Origin of the sequence: Streptomyces sp. NPDC047525 (genome assembly GCF_040643025.1) — a bacterium.
In the GTDB taxonomy this organism is placed as follows: domain Bacteria; phylum Actinomycetota; class Actinomycetes; order Streptomycetales; family Streptomycetaceae; genus Streptomyces; species Streptomyces durmitorensis.
This window is the reverse complement of the sequence record NZ_JBEYTL010000003.1, coordinates 56,478-72,886: the sequence shown is the minus strand read 5'-3', so window position 1 is coordinate 72,886 and position 16,409 is coordinate 56,478. Positions and strand designations below refer to the sequence as shown.

14 protein-coding genes are annotated in these 16,409 nt (G+C 72.8%); 7 read left to right on the top strand and 7 right to left on the bottom strand.

What is annotated here, in order from left to right; translation table 11 throughout:
- The first annotated feature begins 35 nt into the window (after positions 1–35).
- From ABZ833_RS09350 to ABZ833_RS09340, 3 genes are read left to right on the top strand one after another with little or no spacing between them, the layout of a single operon-like run.
- A complete protein-coding gene (locus ABZ833_RS09350; RefSeq protein ID WP_361043356.1) occupies positions 36–1,745 on the top strand; it encodes a hypothetical protein in 1,710 nt (569 codons plus the stop codon).
- Entirely contained in the window at positions 1,742–2,599 is an 858-nt protein-coding gene (locus ABZ833_RS09345; RefSeq protein ID WP_361043353.1) for an ROK family protein, read from the top strand. Before ABZ833_RS09350 ends, ABZ833_RS09345 begins: the two co-directional genes overlap by 4 nt.
- Before the next feature lie 31 nt (positions 2,600–2,630).
- On the top strand, positions 2,631–3,665 hold the full coding sequence (locus ABZ833_RS09340) for a LacI family DNA-binding transcriptional regulator (RefSeq protein ID WP_361043351.1): 1,035 nt from the start codon (positions 2,631–2,633) through the stop codon (positions 3,663–3,665).
- 18 nt (positions 3,666–3,683) lie between these two features.
- On the opposite strand, the gene ABZ833_RS09335 is transcribed toward ABZ833_RS09340, so the two are convergent.
- The 3 genes from ABZ833_RS09335 to ABZ833_RS09325 all read right to left on the bottom strand — a co-directional run bounded on the left by ABZ833_RS09335 (position 3,684) and on the right by ABZ833_RS09325 (position 6,377).
- The gene (locus ABZ833_RS09335) at positions 3,684–4,484 is read right to left on the bottom strand and encodes a transglutaminase domain-containing protein (RefSeq protein ID WP_361043348.1); all 801 of its coding nucleotides are present in this window, start codon (positions 4,482–4,484) and stop codon (positions 3,684–3,686) included.
- Positions 4,481–5,122, bottom strand: coding sequence for a CGNR zinc finger domain-containing protein (locus ABZ833_RS09330; protein ID WP_361043344.1), 642 nt, complete (start codon positions 5,120–5,122; stop codon positions 4,481–4,483). The genes ABZ833_RS09335 and ABZ833_RS09330 overlap by 4 nt, the downstream gene beginning before the upstream one ends.
- A 130-nt stretch (positions 5,123–5,252) precedes the next feature.
- A complete protein-coding gene (locus ABZ833_RS09325) occupies positions 5,253–6,377 on the bottom strand; it encodes an NADH:flavin oxidoreductase (protein ID WP_361043342.1) in 1,125 nt (374 codons plus the stop codon).
- Between the two features lie 234 nt (positions 6,378–6,611).
- Between ABZ833_RS09325 and ABZ833_RS09320 the strand changes: the two genes are divergently transcribed.
- The 4 genes from ABZ833_RS09320 (at position 6,612) to ABZ833_RS09305 (ending at position 12,090) form a co-directional block, all read left to right on the top strand.
- Entirely contained in the window at positions 6,612–7,196 is a 585-nt protein-coding gene (locus tag ABZ833_RS09320) for a hypothetical protein (protein ID WP_361043339.1), read from the top strand.
- 70 nt (positions 7,197–7,266) lie between these two features.
- Positions 7,267–9,870 (top strand): AAA family ATPase, encoded by a 2,604-nt coding sequence (locus tag ABZ833_RS09315; RefSeq protein WP_361043336.1) that lies wholly within the window; start codon positions 7,267–7,269, stop codon positions 9,868–9,870.
- Between the two features lie 101 nt (positions 9,871–9,971).
- Entirely contained in the window at positions 9,972–11,375 is a 1,404-nt protein-coding gene (locus ABZ833_RS09310; RefSeq protein WP_361043333.1) for an FAD-binding oxidoreductase, read from the top strand.
- Positions 11,376–11,430: 55 nt separating this feature from the next.
- Positions 11,431–12,090 (top strand): DUF6629 family protein, encoded by a 660-nt coding sequence (locus ABZ833_RS09305; RefSeq protein ID WP_361043330.1) that lies wholly within the window; start codon positions 11,431–11,433, stop codon positions 12,088–12,090.
- Here the strand turns inward: ABZ833_RS09305 and ABZ833_RS09300 are convergent.
- The 4 genes from ABZ833_RS09300 to ABZ833_RS09285 form a co-directional block, all read right to left on the bottom strand.
- Positions 12,032–13,828 (bottom strand): acyl-CoA dehydrogenase, encoded by a 1,797-nt coding sequence (locus ABZ833_RS09300; protein ID WP_361043327.1) that lies wholly within the window; start codon positions 13,826–13,828, stop codon positions 12,032–12,034. The two genes, ABZ833_RS09305 and ABZ833_RS09300, sit on opposite strands and share 59 nt — an antisense overlap.
- A gap of 125 nt (positions 13,829–13,953) precedes the next feature.
- Positions 13,954–14,358 carry a GntR family transcriptional regulator gene (locus tag ABZ833_RS09295; protein ID WP_361043325.1) on the bottom strand — a complete coding sequence of 135 codons (405 nt, stop codon included), beginning with the start codon at positions 14,356–14,358 and terminating at the stop codon, positions 13,954–13,956.
- A 48-nt stretch (positions 14,359–14,406) separates the two neighbouring features.
- Entirely contained in the window at positions 14,407–15,387 is a 981-nt protein-coding gene (locus ABZ833_RS09290) for an ABC transporter permease (RefSeq protein ID WP_361043322.1), read from the bottom strand.
- Complete coding sequence (locus ABZ833_RS09285) at positions 15,384–16,349, bottom strand: ABC transporter ATP-binding protein (protein ID WP_361044722.1); 966 nt, start codon at positions 16,347–16,349, stop codon at positions 15,384–15,386. The genes ABZ833_RS09290 and ABZ833_RS09285 overlap by 4 nt, the downstream gene beginning before the upstream one ends.
- Positions 16,350–16,409: the final 60 nt, after the last annotated feature.

The window sequence follows — 16,409 nt, the reverse complement described above, 5'->3', positions numbered from 1 at the left end:
CCCCCCGTGAAGAACCACCGCACGAAGGAGCACGCGTGTACCGGCTCGACCCGCGTTACCCCCCGGCCCCGGGGACCGTACTGGCCGACGGCTGGGAGGCCGTCGCCGCCCAACTGCCCCGCGAGCCGGCGATCGTGGCGGTCGAAGGGCCACCGGCCGCCGACTGGGAGACCATCGCCGCCCGGCTCGCCGCCGCCTGCTCCCTGCCCGTACGTGCCCTCGACATCCGTACGCGCTACGCGTCCCCCGCCGTGGTGCGGCGCCGCACCATGAGTGCCCCGGACGCCGACGACCCCTACTACTGCAGGCTCGCCGAGAACCCCCTGTCCGACCTGTTCGACGAACTCCCGCGCGACGACGGCGACCTGGAGGGGCTGCTGCTCGTCTACGGCCCCGGTGCCTCGCTGGTCCTGCACGACGTGCTCTGGTACGCCGACCTGCCCAAGCGGTACGCGGAGTCCGCCGTGACGGCCGGTGAGGCGGAGAACCTCGGACTGCCCGGTGAGCGGGCCGGGTTGAAGCGGCTCTTCTACGTGGACTGGCCGATGCTCGACCGCCACCGTGACGCGGTCGTCGGCCAGCTGGACGGCTGGGTGGACGTGCAGGACCCCGCGCGCCCCGTGTTCCTCGACGGCGACGGACTGCGGGCGAGCTACGCCGGTCTCGCGCGGCGCCCTGTCCGCACCAGGCCCTTCTTCAACTCCACTCCCTGGGGCGGGCATTGGGGTCAGCGCACCCTCGGCTTCGGCCCCGGCGCACGCAACACCGCCCTCGGCTACGAACTCATCGCCCCCGAAGCGGGCATCCTCATCGGACACGGCCCCGAGGCCCAGGCGGAGGTGCCCTTCCAGCTCCTGTGCGTCCTGCACCCCCACGAGGTGCTCGGACCGGAGTCGCACGCCCGCTTCGGCACGTCCTTCCCGATCCGCTTCGACTATCTGGACACCGTGGGCGGCGGCAATCTGTCGGTGCACTGCCACCCCAAGGAGCCGTACATGCGGGAGCGGTTCGGCTGGCACTACACGCAGCACGAGACGTACTACATGACCCTCGGCAGCACGGACACGCGCGTCTACCTCGGCCTGCGCGAGGACGCCGACCTCGCTCTCTTCCGCAAGGAGATCGAGGAAGCGGCGCACGACGGGGTGCCGATGGAGCCCGAGGACCACGTCATGACGTTCCCGGCCGAACAGGGCAGGCTCTTCATGATCCCGGCGGGCACCCCGCACGCGAGCGGCGCCGGAAACCTCGTACTGGAGATCAGCGCGACCCCGTACCTCTACAGCCTGCGCTTCTACGACTGGCTGCGGCCGGACGCCGACGGCCATCCGCGCCCCCTGCCCTACGAACACGGCCTCGCCAACCTGGACACGGAGCGGCGCGGCGAGGCGGTGGCACGCGATCTGGTCCAGGAGCCGTACGTCCTGCGGCGCGGCGACGGCTGGTGCGAGGAGCTGCTCGGGGCGCTCGACGAGATGTTCTACGAGGTGCGGCGCTACGCGCTCGACGCGGGCGCGGTCGCCGCCGACGACACGGCGGGACGGTTCCACGTGCTGAACGTGGTGGAGGGCGAAGGGGTCACCGTGCTGACCGCGGCGGGCGAGCGGCACGCGCTGTCGTACGCGGAGACGCTCACGGTGCCCGCGGCGGTCGGCGGCTACCGCATCGAGTCGCGGGGAGGCCCGGCCAAGGTGGTGAAGGCGCTCGTGCGCGACCGCCGTGCCATAGGCGCGAGCCCCTCGTGAGAGCTGTCCTGGAGATCGGCGGCACCCATGTCACCGCGGCTCTGGTGGACCCGCTGCGCACATGCGTGAGGCGGCGGATCCGGCGGCCGCTCGATGCGCGCGGCAAGGCCGAGCACATACTCGGCACGGTCGTGCGCTGTGCCGGGGAGCTCCGGGCGCCCGCGGGGCAGGTGTGGGCCGCTGCCGTGCCGGGACCCTTCGACCACGAGAAGGGGATCGCCCGCTTCGAGGGGGTGGGGAAGTTCGACGACCTGTACGGCATCGATGTGCGCGCGGTGCTCATCGACGGCGTGTGGCCGAGGCCCGCGGACGTGGTGTTCCTGAACGACGCGCACGCGTTCGCGCTCGGGGAGTGGCGCGCGGGATCCGCGGCCGGTCATCGGCGCTGTGTCGGGATCACCCTGGGGACGGGGGTGGGGTCGGCGTTCCTCGCGGACGGCGCCGTGTGCCGCGAAGGGCCCGGGGTGCCGCCCGATGGCCGCGTCGACCTGCTGGCCTGGGCAGGCGCCCCGCTGGAGCACACCGTCTCCCGGCGCGCGATCCTCGCCCGCTACGGCGGCCATGACGTGGATGTGCGGGACATCGCCGTGCGGGCGCGGGGCGGCGAGCGGTGGGCGGGGCAGGTCATCGCCGAGGCCCTCGCGGCCCTCGGCGCCGTCCTCGCCCCGTGCGTACGCGACTTCGGCGCGTCGGCGCTCGTCGTCGGCGGCGCCATGGCGCTCTCCTGGGACCTGGTCGGCCCGGCCATCGGCACCGGTCTCGGGGATACTCCGGTGAGAGCGCGCCCCGGCACGCTGGGCGCGGACGCGGCGCTGATCGGGGCGGCGGAGTTTGTGGGGGCTGCCGGGCGGTGAGGCGGCCCCCAGGGAAAGGACAGACGTGACGATGCCCGAACCGCGTCCCCCCGCGGACGGCCCACCCACCCTGCGGGACGTCGCCGAGCGGGTGGGAGTCAGCGCGATGACCGCGTCCAGGGCCCTGCGCGACGACTCGCGCGTGCTCCCCGCCACCCGGGAGCGCATCCGCGCCGCCGCCGCGGAGCTCGGCTACCGGCCCAACGAGGTGGCCCGCAGCCTGCGCCTCGGCCGCGGCACAGGCCTGGTCGGACTCGTCGTCACGAACCTGGCCAACCCCTTCTACTCCCGCCTTGCCCTCGGCGTGGACTCCGTCATCGCGGACGACGGCTTCAAGACCGTCATCGGCAACACCGGCCAGGACCTGGACAGCGAGCGCGAACTCGTCGCCGACCTGGTGGCGCGCCGCGTCGACGGCATCATCGCCGTCCCCGCATCGGCCGATCAGCGCCATCTGGCCGCCGCCGCGGCCGACGGCGTACCCGTGGTGCTCGCCAGCAGGCCGCCCGAGGGGTTCGATGCCGACTGCGTCCTGGTCGACGACTTCGGCGGGGCCCTCGCGGCCACCGGCAGGCTGATCACCCGCGGCCACCGCCGGATCGGCTTCCTCGGCTCACCGCCCGCCGTCTACACCGGCACCGAGCGCCTGCGCGGGTACGCAGCGGCCCTCGCCGCCCACGGCCTGCCCTACGACGAACGCTACGTACGGCAAGGACAGACCGAACCGCGCGAGGCCCGCCGCGCGGCGGCCCAACTCCTCGCGCTGCCCGAGCCGCCCACCGCGCTGTTCTGCTCCAACAACCGCAACACGATCGGGGCGTTCCGTGCCCTGCGCGCGTCCGGCACCGACACCGCGCTCGCGGGCTTCGACGACTTCGAACTGGCCGACGCGCTCGGCCTGCCGATCACCCTCGTCGCGTACGACAGCGACGAGCTGGGCCGGACGGCGGGACGCCTCCTCGCCGACCGGATGCGAGGGAGGGGTTCCGACGCCGGGAAGAAGCCCGAACCCGGCCCCGCGCGCCGCATCGTGACACGCACCAGCCTGGTGGAGTACGGGAGTTGAGGGGTGCGGTGGCCGGTCTCAGGCGACCGGAGCGGGAGGCGTCGCCGACGGCCGGGCGCCTGCGGAGCGGCGGCCGAGGACGGGCTCGGCCACCCATCGCGCGGGACCGCACAGGGTCTGGCCGTGCCGGGCGAAGAGGTCGTCGCGTGAGTCGAAGTGCCCCAGGTCCGCCAGGACATGGGCCGAGAGGTCGCAGGATGCGGCGTCGGCCGCGCAGGCCGTCGCTCCGTCCCAGTCGACCGCCGTCCGGGACAGTGCCTCGAAGAGCGTCTCCGCCCCCTCGTTCGTGAAGCCACCGGCGCGGCGCTCGCTCAACTCGTCGAGACCGCCGAAGAGTTCGGACACCGGGAGCCACGCGGCGGCCCCGCCGTGCGTCGGCTCATCGAGGCGGAACTCCGGCCACGCCAGCAGGACCTGCTCGGGGACGAGCCGTCGAAGGTGCGGGAAGCGCGCATGCCAGAACGCGCCGTCCACGCGCAGACCGCGCACCCGGGTGGCGACGCCGGAAGCCCGCGCCACGGACTCCAGGACCGCGAGCCGCTGGCTGCACGAGCCCCGGCCGCGCCGCAGCACCTCCGACACCGGCCGCTCGTCGTGCACCGAGTACACCGGCCGTACGGTCGCGGCGATCCGTCCGTGCGCACGGCGCAGGGTGGCCAACTGGTCGGAGGGGCGGGATGAGCCGGGGGACGCGGGCGGTCCGGACGCGGCGGCCCCGACGCTCCGGATGAGTTCGGCGACGCGCGGGTGGTGCCAGTCGAGTATCCGTGTCGGCGCCGTGCTTCCCGCCGCATCCGCCCGTGGGCGCGGTGGCTTCACGCCTGACCGTCCGGTGTCGGTGTCGGTGTCGGTGCCGGTGTCGGTTCTGCTTCTGCGCCCGCGCGGCGGCGCTGGCGCGAAGCCCGCAGATTCGCGGCGTTTCCGCAGCCGCGGGTGGAGTGCCAGACGCCGCTGTTGTTGCGGGAGCGGTCGTAGAAGGCCGTGGCGCAGCGTTCGTTGCGGCAGATCTTCAGGCGCCGCCACTCTCCGGTCGTCTGGGCGAGCAGTGCCTCGCACAGCACGGCGGACGTCAGCCAGCGCCAGCCCTCGCCCTCGGGCTCGGTGGTCAGGGCGGCGTCGCCGTGCAGGTTGACCTGGAGTGCGCACGAGGTGAAGCGCGCGGTCTCGCCGCTCGTCGTGCCGCACCGCGAGAGCAGGGCCCGGCGCAGCTGTTCGCGCAGCTGCCGCAGCTTGGGAAGGTCCTCTTCGGTGAGCGTGAGCCGCACCGCCGTGCGTCCCGTCGCCTCGGCCCAGGCGGGAAGCGCCACGGAGACCCAGCCCTGTGCGGCGGCCACGTCCCCGAGGAGGTCGGCATCGGGTCCGCCGCCGGAGGGCGCGGTGTTCAGGATGTCCTGCACGAGCCCCAGACCGCCGGGGACGGCGGTGGGGAAATAGCGCTCGGTGGCAGGCCAGGTCATGCGCATATCGTACGCGACCGCGGACGACAGCAGCGTATGGCCTTAGCTGCCGTCGCCGTGCGTACGGTGTCAGGTCGCGCCGCGCGTGCGGTCCCGGCGCCTGCCGGGACCGCACGCGGGTGGCTGTCGCTCAGGCCAGGCTCTTCAGCAGCGACTTGTCGAAGGGCAGCGCGTCACCGAGGCGGTTCTCCAGGGCCTTGGCCGCCCACTCCGGGTCGGCGATGAGGGCGCGGCCCACCGCCACCAGGTCGAACTCGTCCCGCTCCATGCGGTCGATGAGCGGCTCGATGCCGGTGGACGCGGACGGCGCGGCCCAGCCCTTCGGGCCGATGAACTCCTGGTCGAGGCCGACCGAGCCCACGGTGATCACCGGCTTGCCGGACACCTTCTTGACCCAGCCCGCGAGGTTGAGGTCGCTGCCCTCGAACTCCGGGAGCCAGTAGCGGCGGGTGGAGGCGTGCAGCACGTCGACGCCCGCGTTCACCAGCGGCGTGAGCAGGCGCTCCAGCTCCTCGGGGGACTCGGCGAGCTGCGCGTCGTAGCTGCCCGCCTTCCACTGCGAGAGCCGGAAGACGATGGGGAAGTCGGGCGAGACGGCGGCGCGCACGGCCGCGACGATCTCCGCGGCGAAGCGGGTGCGGGACTCGATGTCGCCGCCGTAGCCGTCCGTCCGCCGGTTGGTGCGCTCCCAGAGGAACTGGTCGATCAGGTAGCCGTGCGCACCGTGCAGTTCGACGCCGTCGAAGCCGATGCGCTCGGCGGCGGCCGCGGCGTCGGCGAACGCCCGGATCACGTCGTCGAGGTCGTCGGCCGTCAGCGCGGTGCCCTTGGGCTGCCCGTCGAGGCCGATCGCGGAGGGTCCCGCCGGGGGAGCGGAGGGCACCGGGCCCTTACCCTCGTCGCGCGTGATGCCGACGTGCCACAGCTGCGGAATGATCTTCCCGCCCGCGGCGTGCACGGCGTCGGCCACCTTGCGCCAGCCTTCGAGGGCGTCGTCGCCGTGGAAGCGCGGGACCCGGTCGCTCGTACCGGCCGACACGTGATCGACGTACGTCCCCTCGGTGATGATCAGGCCGACACCGGCGGCGGCCCGGCGGGCGTAGTACTCCGCCACGTCCGCGCCCGGCACGCCGCCCGGTGAGAACTCCCTGGTCATCGGTGCCATCACGATGCGGTTGGGCAGGTTGAGGCTGCCGACGCCGAAGGGGCGGTCGAGGGTCTGGGGGGTGCGTGCGGTCTGCGACGCCGAGGTCATGCGTCCTCCTGGCAGGGAACGAGGGGTGCGATCATCCTGCGATCGATGACGTAAGCGTACGCGCTTTACTCATGTCGCTTGCCGAAGGGTCCCGCAGCGGTACGGAACCGCCGGACGACGGCTTCGGCCGCTGCCGGTCGCGGGCTCCACGCCCCGTACGAGGCCGGGGGCCCGGAACGAGGCGAGAATGATGGAGGGATCGGCACAGGCCGTCACTGTCCACGATCGGAGTCGGTGTTGCTGTTCAAGCGCGACGTGCTCAACGCCATCGCGGCCGGTGAGATCGATCTGGCCTTCCGGCGCTGGCGCAGGCCTGCGGTGCGGCCCGGCACCGAGCTGCGGACCGAAGTCGGCGTCCTGGTGGTCGGCGCGGTGGAGAGCGTGCCGGAGTCGGCGGTCACCGACCGCGACGCACGCCGGGCGGGGTTCGCCGACCGGGGCCGGCTGCTCGCCGACCAGCGGCCGGGCGAGGACCGGCGGCTCTACCGGATCGGGGTCCGCATCGCCGGTGACGACCCGCGGACCCGGCTGCGGCAGGACACGGACGTGCCCACCGCTGAACTGGACGAGATCGTCGCGGAGCTCGCCCGCATGGACGCCCGGAGCCGACGGGAGCCGTGGACCGCGCGGATCCTTGAACTGATCCACGATCAACCAGGCGTCCGTGCGGCCGAGTTGGCCGCACAGGTCGGCAGGGAGACGCAGCCCTTCAAGGCGGACGTGCGCAAGCTAAAGGAGCGCGGCCTCACCGAGTCCCTGGAGACGGGATACCGGCTCTCGCCCCGAGGACGGCTGGTGCTCGGTCATCTGCGGGCCTGAGGCAGGCCGGCGCTGAGCGAACCTCCGTGCGGGCGACGGAAACGCGCGGTCGCGTGGGAGAATTCGCCGCGTGGACGGGGGGATCCTCGAGCGGGATCTTGAGCTGGCTCGACTGACCGCCGCCGCACGGGAAGCGGCCGACGGAGCGGGTTCGGTGGCGCTCGTCTTCGGTGAGGCGGGGATCGGCAAGTCGAGCCTCGTGAACGCCCTGCCGGGTGCACTGTCCGCGCAGGCCAGAGTGCTTGTCGGGCAGTGCGACGACCTCGCGACACGGCGCCCGCTCGGACCCTTCCGCGACCTGGTCGGCAGTGTGCGCACCGAGCTGGCGCAGGCGGTGACCGAGGGCGGCGACCGGCATCGGGTGTACGACGCGCTGCGGGCCGAGCTGGGCGATCCGCCGCACCCGACGGTCCTCGTCGTAGAGGACGTGCACTGGGCTGACGAGGCCTCCCTCGACGCGCTGCGGTTCCTCGTACGCCGTGTGGACCGGATGCCCGCGGTCCTTGTGCTGACCTACCGTGACGACGAGTTGAGCCGTGAGCACCCCCTGCGGCACCTCCTGGGCCAGGTGTCGCGGGCGACGCGCGTGCACCGCGTCCCCCTGCCGCGGCTTTCGCGGAGCGCTGTGCGCACGCTGAGCGCGGCGAGCCGCCTCGACCCCGCGCAGGTGTACGCCGTGACGTCCGGCAACCCCTTCTACGTCGCCGAGGTCGTCGCGGCGGGCGGCACCGGGGACGTGCCGCCGACCGTGGTCGACGCCGTCCTCGCCCGGCTGCGCGGCCTCGACGACACCGCGCGTGACGCGCTCGAACAGCTCGCCGTGCTGCCGACGGCGGTCGAGCGCCCCCTGACCGACGCCCTTCTGGCGGACGGCGTATGCCAGTTGAGCGCGGCGGAACGGCGCGGGCTGCTCGTCGTGACCCCCGAGCGCGTGGTCTTCCGGCACGAGATCATCCGGCGTGCCATCGCCGACTCGCTGCCCGCCGCGCGGCGGATCGAGCTCAATCGCAAGGTGCTCGCCGTCCTGGTCGCGCAGCCCGGCGCCGACTCCTCGCGCATCGTCCACCACGCCGCCCAGGCGGGCGACCAGGACGCCATCGCGCGCTACGGACCCGACGCCGCCAGGGACGCGGCCCGCACCGGAGCCCACCGGGAGGCCGCCGCCCAGCTGCGCCTCGTCCTGCGGCAGCGCAGACGCTACGGCCCGGCCGAACTCGCCGACCTCCTGGAGCGGTTCGCCGTGGAGAGCTACACCATCGCCGACTCCCCGGCCGCCGTCAGCGCCCAGCGCGAAGCCGTCGCCCTGCGCCGCTCCCTCGGCGACCTGCGGGCCCTCGGCGCCGATCTGCGCTGGCTGTCCCGGATCCACTGGTGGGCGGGCGACGCGGACGCGGCGCAGGAGGCCGCGAGGGAAGCCATCGACGTACTCGAACAGGCCGGGGACGAGCGGCTGTTGGCGCTCGCGCTCAGCAACACCTCGCAGCTGCGCATGCTCTCCGACCGGTACGCCGAGGCCATCGGCTACGGCGAGCGCGCCATCACGCTGGCCCGGCGCACCGGCGACGCGGCGATCCTCTCGCACGCCCTGAACAACGTGGGCACCGCACGCTGGCGCGGCGGCGACCCGCTGGGGCGCCCGCAGTTGGAGGAGAGCCTGGCGGTCGCGCTGAAGGCGGACGAGGCCGAGCACGCCTGCCGCGCCTACGCCAACGTCATCTGGACGCTCCTGGAGAACCTCCGGTTCACGGAGGCGGACCACTTCCTGGCGCCCGCCATGGAGTTCGCGGACCGCACGGAGCATCTGGGGTTCCTGCGCTACCTCCAAGTGGAGCTGGCGCTGCGGCAGTTCGCCGCGGGCAAGTGGGACGAGGCGGAGAAGCACGCCGAGTCCGGCGACGCGCAGGAGTTCCCGCCCGCCCGCTGCCCCGCCCTGACCGTGCTCGCCCGCGTGCGGATCCGGCGCGGCGCCGAGGGCGGCGACGAACTCCTCGCACGGGCCTGGGAGGTGGCCGCGCGGACCCGGGAGCTCCAGCGCACGGCCCCGGTCGCGGCGGCACGGGCGGAGGCGGCGTGGCTGCGCGGCGACCACGCGGCCGTGATCGACGCCGTCGGCCCCCTGTACGGACAGGCGCGCGGCCTGGCCGCGACGCCGTACCGCGCGGAGCTCGGCCACTGGCTGACCATGGCGGGGCACCCCGTCCCCGCCGACGACTCGGACCATCCGTACTCCTTGCAGGCCGCAGGGCAGTGGCGCCTCGCCGCCGAGGCCTGGCGGGCGGCGGGCTGCCCCTACGAACATGCTGCCGCCCTCGCGCAGAGCCCCGACCCGGCGGACAAGCTCACCGCGCTCGCCGGTCTCGACGCGCTGGGCGCCGAACCCCTGTCCCGGATCGTCCGCACCGAACTGCGTGCCCTCGGCGTCGCCCGGATCCCGCGCGGCCCGCACGCGGCGACCCGCCGCAACCCCGCGGGCCTCACCGGCCGCCAGCTCCAGGTCGGACGGCTCCTGGCGCAGGGCCTGACCAACATCGAGATCGCCGGGCGGCTCTTCCTGTCCGTGCGCACGGTCGACAACCACGTCCGTGCGGTCCTGGAGAAGCTCGGCGCCCGCACCCGGCGCGACGTCGCCGCGCGCGCCGCGCAGCTGGGGGTCGAAATCGGCCGCGAAAAGTAGGCAATCGCCGGACCCGAGCTGGGTGGCGGGCACGGATACCGGTGTGCGCCGGGCGGCACTAGAACGGGCTGATCGGATGCACCGATCCAACGGGGGAGCACATGTCCATCACGCCCGCACAGGCAGCGCGCAGCGAACTGGCAGGATTCAAGGGCGAGTTGAAGGGGCCGGACGACGCCGGGTACGACGAGGCGCGCGCCGTCTACAACGCGATGGCCGACAAGCGCCCCGCGCTCGTCGCCCGCTGTACCGACGCCGACGACGTGTCCCGCGTCATCGGCTTCGCCCGCGCGCACGGCCTGCCGCTCGCGGTCCGCGGCGGCGGCCACCACGGAGCGGGCCTCGGCACCGTCGACGGCGGCGTGGTCGCCGACCTGTCACCGCTCAAGTCGATCGAGGTCGACGCCCCGGCCCGCACGGTGCGCGTCGGCGGCGGCTGCGTCTGGAGCGAGGTGGACCGCGCCACGCACGAGCACGGCCTGGCCACACCGAGCGGCATCATCTCCTCGACCGGCGTCGGCGGGCTCACCCTCGGCGGCGGGCTCGGCCATCTCACCCGCAGGTTCGGGCTGAGCATCGACAACGTCCTGGAGGCCGACCTCGTCCTGTCCGACGGCCGCCAGGTGCGGGCGAGCGCCGACGAGAACGCCGACCTCTACTGGGCGATCCGGGGCGGCGGCGGCAACTTCGGCGTCGTCACCTCCTTCCTCTTCCGGCTCCACGAGCTGAGCACGGTCGTCGCGGGCCCCACCTTCTGGCCCGCCGAGCAGGGCGCCGAAGTACTCGCCGCCTACCGCGACTTCCTGCCGGGGGCGCCCCGCGAGGTGAACGGCTTCTTCATGTACGGCACCGTGCCGCCGGCCCCGCCCTTCCCCGAGCACCTCCACCTGCGCAAGGTCTGCGGCGTCGTGTGGTGCCACACCACAGAGGACCCGGACGCGGCGGCCCAGGCCATGGCGCCCCTGCTCGACGCGCTGCCCGAACCGCTGCTGCACGCCGTGGGCCAGATGCCGCACCCCGTGCTCCAGTCCATGTTCGACGGGCTCTACCCGCCCGGCGACCAGTGGTACTGGCGCGCGGACTTCGTCGACACGATCCCGGACGACGCCGTCGCCCTGCACGCCAAGTTCGGCCCCGAGGTGCCGACCATGAAGTCGACGATGCACCTGTACCCCATCGACGGCGCCGCGCACGACCCCAGCTCGACGGACACCGCCTGGAGCTACCGCGGCGCTCGCTGGGCCTGCGTCTACGCGGGAGTGGACACAGACCCGGCAGGCGCCGACCTCATCAAGCGCTGGACCGTCGACTACTTCGACGCGCTTCACCCGTACTCGGCGGGCGGCGCCTACGTGAACATGATGATGGACGAGGGGCAGGAGCGCGTACGGGCCAGCTACCGCGACAACTACGCGCGCCTGGCCCGCGTCAAGGCCGCGTACGACCCGGACAACGTCTTCCGCCTGAACCAGAACATCGAGCCCGACCCGCGCGGGCCCGCGTAACCCCGGCGGCCCGCCCGGCGCGCCGCCGGGCGGCGGGGACCGTAGCGTGATCGCCATGTGCTGGAGCGCGACGGCCGATCTCGTGGCGGGCGCGGGCATCGCCGCCGTCGGGGTCGCGTGTGTCACCCGGGCGGCTCGCGGTGCCCGCCCGGGTGACCTGCCGCTCGCGGCGCTCCCGCTGCTGCTCGGAGCCCACCAGATCATCGAGGCCCTGGTGTGGCGGGGCGACGGCGGCACGGGCCCCGCCACCGTCGCCTGGGCCGTGATCGCCATGCCGCTGCTCGCGCTGTGGATGCCCGTGGCAGTGCTGTGCGCGGCGCCGACGAGAGCGCGCCGCCGCCTGCTGATCCCGCTCGCGGCGGGCATCGCGACGGCGGCGGCGCTCTCCTACAGCCTGGCGACCCGCACCGTGACGGCCGAGATCCGCGGCCACACGGTCGGGTACTCACTCGGCCTGCCCCAGCCCGAGCTGATCGTCGCCGGATACTTCGTCGCCACCATCGGCTCCCTGCTCCTCTCCGGCGACCGTGGCCTCGTCCGCTTCGGCGTCCTGGTCGCCGTCGGGGCGGCGGTGTGCGTGGCGCTGTGGCAGCGGGAGTACATCTCCACGTGGTGCGCGTTCGCGGCGGTCTGCTCGGTGGTCCTGTACTTCTGGGTCAGAAGGCGTTCTCGTCCAGCTCGACGGCGGTCCGGTCCAGGCTCTCCAGGAGCGTGAACTGGGCCTCTGTCTTGGGCAGTTCATGGCGGAAGAAGTAACGGCAGGCGCCGCGCTTGCCCGCGTGGACGTCCTCGGTGCCCGCTTCGGCCGCGAGCAGCTGCTCCAGCCACATCCAGGCGACGACCACGTGCCCGACCGCCTCCAGGTAGACGGAGGCGTTGGCCAGGGCCGTGCGCGGGTCACCGGTCGACCAGAGCTTCCCGGTCGCGGAAGCCACCCGGCGTACGGACGCGTCGAGCGACGCCGCGTACTCGGCGGCGTCACCGCCGGCCTCCGTGGCGCGGGCAGTGGTCTCCGCGATGCGCGCGCCGAGCAGCGCGAGACCCGCACCGCCCTTCATGACGACCTTGCGGCCGAGCAGATCGAGGCCGTGGATGCCGTGTGTGCCCTCGTGGATCGGGTTGAGGCGGTTGTCGCGGTAGAACTGCTCGACGTTGTACTCGCGCGTGTAGCCGTAGCCGCCGTGCACCTGGATCGCCAGGTCGTTGGCCTCCAGGCACCACTGCGACGGCCAGCTCTTGGCGATGGGCGTGAGCACGTCGAGCAGCAGCTCGGCCTCCTCGCGCGCCTGCTGCGACGCGCCGGTGTTCTGCTCGTCCAGCAGCCGCCCGCAGTACAGGTTGAGAGCCAACGCGCCCTCCACGTACGCCTTCTGGGCGAGGAGCATCCTGCGTACGTCGGCGTGCTCGATGATCGGGACCTGCGGCGACGCGGGGTTCTTGGCGGCCGGCGGACGGCCCTGGGGGCGGCTGCGCGCGTAGTCCAGGGCGTGCAGATAGCCGGTGTAGCCGAGCGCGGTGGCGCCGAGGCCCACGCCGATCCGGGCCTCGTTCATCATGTGGAACATGTAGGCGAGACCGTGGTTCGCCTCCCCGATGAGGTGGCCGACCGCGCCCGGCTCACCGCCGGGCCGGTGGGCGCCCTCGCCGAAGTTCAGGAGCGTGTTCGTGGTCCCTCGGTAACCCATCTTGTGGTTGAGGCCCGCGAGCACGACGTCATTGCGCTCGCCGAGCGTACCGTCGTCGCCGACCAGGACCTTGGGCACGATGAACAGCGAGAGGCCCTTCACGCCGGGCGGGCCGCCGGGGATGCGGGCGAGCACCAGATGCACGATGTTCTCCGAGAGCTCGTGCTCACCGCCGGAGATCCACATCTTGTTCCCGAAGAGGCGGTACGTCCCGTCCTCCTGCTCCTCGGCCCGCGTCGCCACATCGGCGAGCGACGAACCGGCCTGCGGCTCCGACAGGCACATCGTCCCCAGGAAGCGGCCCTCCACCATCGGGCGCACGAAGGTCTCGATCTGCTCCTTCGACGCGTGAGCGAGGAGGAGATTGGCGTTGCCCATGGTCAGGAAGGGGTACGCGGCGGTGCCGACGTTCGCCGCCTGGAACCACGCGAAGCAGGCCTGCGCCACCACGGCGGGCAGCTGTCCGCCGCCGATCTCGTGGTCCATGGCACTGGCCAGGAGCCCCGAGTCCCCGAAGACCCGCAGGGCCTCCTTGACCTCCGGGATGATGTGCACCCGCTCACCGTCGAAGGTGGGCTCCTGGGCGTCGTTCTTCTTGTTGTGCGGGGCGAAGTGCCGCGTGGCGATCTGCTCGCTCAGCTCCAGCGCGGCGTCGAAGGTCTCGCGGGAGTGGTCCGCGTAGCGCTCCCGGGCGGTGAGCGCGGGCACGTCGAGCCACTCGTACAGCAGGAACTCGAGATCGCGGCGGGAAAGGAGCAGGGATGCCATGCGGATTCTCCATGCGGTGACGGCGGTACCGATCCCGGGGCAGGGAGCCCCGCACTCCCGATACTAAGCGGTCGCTTATGGGGTTTGTCGAGTGTGGCCCCGAGCGTGAATCCCCGGCGGGAGGATCAGTCCTGCGCGGCGGCCTCGAACGTCGCCGCGTGGACCGCCTCGAACAGCGCCGTCACGTCCTGCCCGGTGAGGCCCGCCGACCGCGCCTCGTGCATCCACTCCGTCAGCGCGGTCTGCAGGGGAGAGTCCGGTCCCGCCTGGGGGCGGGCGAGGGAGCGGGTGATGAACGTGCCCGCTCCCTGGCGGACCTCGGCGAGGCCGGCGCGCTCCAGCTCGCGGTACGCCTTGAGCGTCGTGTTCGGGTTGACCTTGGTGGCCGCCGCGACCTGGGCCGCGGTCGGCAGCCGGTCGCCCTCCACCAGCGCGCCCATGCGCAGCGCCTGTTCGACCTGCCGCACGATCTGGAGGTACGTGGCCACACCGCTGCGCCGGTCGATGCGGAATTCGACCACTGTCCCCACTCTCTGCTCGTTTGCGGACACTTTACGTACCTGCGGTCCCCGGTCGCCCTAGAGGGGCCGCCGCGTCGACCACCACAGGATGAAGACCGCCACGGCGGCGGTGGCACCGAGCAGCATCGCGGCGCCGGTCCACTGCATGCCCGGCATCTGGTCGTAGCCGAAGTACTCGACCACGTTGTTGACGATGCCGTGTTCCTTGACGCAGGCGTTGGTGGCCTTCTCGGTGGGTTCGGCGCAGGTGCCCCACCCGAAGAGCTGCCCGTCGGAGGTGCCGATCCAGCGGTCCGCCTCCACGACGCTGCTGCTGTTGACCAGGTCCGGGGTGTCGGCGTTCAGCGGCCAGGTGATGACGCGCGGGGTGGCGAGACGGTCACGGAACTCGCCCCAGGCCACCTGGACGACCAGGGCGAAGAAGAAGGTGGCCAGCATGGCGGGCAGCACCCTGCGCAGCAGCATGCCGATCGCGATGCCGCTGACGGTGAGGAAGAGGGAGAGCGCCGTCAGCATGGGGCCCGTGTTGTCGAACACCGAACCCGAGAGCCACTCCGAGAGGAGAAGATCGCGGTAGGGCTCCCACCACCAGAAGAACAGCGTGGCGAGCACGAGGGTGGAGACCAGGACGAGCGAGAGGCACCAGCCCAGCTTGGCCGCGAGCCAGCGGCGGCGCGGCACCGACTGCGTGGTGACCAGCTGCGCGGTGCCGTGCTCCTGGTCGCTCGCGATCAGCGGGGCGCCGAGGAAGACGCCGAGGACGACGGGCAGGGCGCCAAGGGCCTCGGCGATGTACTCGTAACTCTGCGGCGCCGATTCCAGGCTGACGTCCTTGTCCGGCCAGCCCCTGCCGGCGAGCATGTCGGCCATCGCGCCGCGTTCGTAGATGATCGTGGCCGCGCCGAGCACGACCAGGGCGACGACGAGCCACGTCGTGGTGCGGTGCTGGCGCAGGACGAGCCAGGTGAGCCCGTGCAGCAGGCCCGGCTTCTTGGCGGACTGCCCGGTGCGCGGCTGCTCGGTCAGGGTGGTGCTCATGCGGCGGCGATCCCCTCGGTCTGGATGCGTACGTCCTCGATGCGTGCGTCGTGCGTGAACAGCGGCTCCGCGTCGGCGGAGCGGAGGTAGGCGAGCAGGACTTCCTCCAGGCTCGGCTCGGAGACCTCCCAGTCCGGGGCCAGCGGTCCGCCCGGACGCAGGAGGGCGCGGAACTGGCGCCCCTGGAGCCGGAATTCGACCACCGAGTGCGGGGCGAGGTCCGCCGGCGGGGTGCCGTCGGGGGCGAGCCCGGTCACCAGGGCGTGGGCCGGGACCAGTTCGTCGGTGTCGCCCGCCATCCGGAGGCGGCCGTCCGCGATGACCAGGAGGAAGTCGCACATGTCCTCCAGCTCGGCCAGCATGTGGGAGGACATCACCACCGTCGTGCCGCGCTCGACGGCCTCGGACATCAGCAGGGAGCCCATCTCGTCCCGGGCCAGCGGGTCGAGGTCGGCCATCGGCTCGTCGAGCAGCAGCAGATCGGGCCGCTTGCCGAAGGCGAGCGCGAAGGCGACGCGGGTGCGCTGACCGCCCGAGAGCGTGCCGACCTTGGCCTCGAGGGGAACGTTGCCGGAGCGCACGATCCGCTCGGCGGCGGCCATGTCCCAGCCGGGGTTGAGCTCTTGGCCCATGCGCAGCGTGTCGGCCACGCTGAACCGCTTGAACAGCGGCTTGTCCTGCGAGAGGAACGCGAAGCGAGGCATCGCGGAGGGATCGTCCACCGGTACACCGAAGACGCGCAGTTCACCCTCTGTCGGGGTCACCAGGCGGGTCGCGAGCCCCAGCAGGGTGCTCTTTCCGGCGCCGTTGGGGCCGACGAGACCGCAGATCCGTCCGGCGGGCAGCCGGAAGGAGCAGTCACGCAGCGCCCAGCCGCGGCGATAGCGCTTGCCCAGGCCGCGGGCCTCGAGCGCGGTCGCGCCCAGGGATCCGGTGGCCTCGGTGGGGTCGGCAAGGGTCATGTCCACGCGCGCCTCTCTCGATTCCATTAAACAATTAATGGAATCATGATCTGCGCGGCG

Excerpts from the sequence above, each read along its gene's own strand:
- ABZ833_RS09310 (WP_361043333.1), top strand. The coding sequence starts at position 9,972 with ATGTCCATCACGCCCGCACAGGCAGCGCGCAGCGAACTGGCAGGATTC.
- ABZ833_RS09325 (WP_361043342.1), bottom strand. The coding sequence starts at position 6,377 with ATGACCTCGGCGTCGCAGACCGCACGCACCCCCCAGACCCTCGACCGC.
- ABZ833_RS09300 (WP_361043327.1), bottom strand. The coding sequence starts at position 13,828 with ATGGCATCCCTGCTCCTTTCCCGCCGCGATCTCGAGTTCCTGCTGTAC.
- ABZ833_RS09285 (WP_361044722.1), bottom strand. The coding sequence starts at position 16,349 with ATGACCCTTGCCGACCCCACCGAGGCCACCGGATCCCTGGGCGCGACC.
- ABZ833_RS09290 (WP_361043322.1), bottom strand. The coding sequence starts at position 15,387 with ATGAGCACCACCCTGACCGAGCAGCCGCGCACCGGGCAGTCCGCCAAG.
- ABZ833_RS09340 (WP_361043351.1), top strand. The coding sequence starts at position 2,631 with ATGCCCGAACCGCGTCCCCCCGCGGACGGCCCACCCACCCTGCGGGAC.
- ABZ833_RS09305 (WP_361043330.1), top strand. The coding sequence starts at position 11,431 with ATGTGCTGGAGCGCGACGGCCGATCTCGTGGCGGGCGCGGGCATCGCC.
- ABZ833_RS09330 (WP_361043344.1), bottom strand. The coding sequence starts at position 5,122 with ATGACCTGGCCTGCCACCGAGCGCTATTTCCCCACCGCCGTCCCCGGC.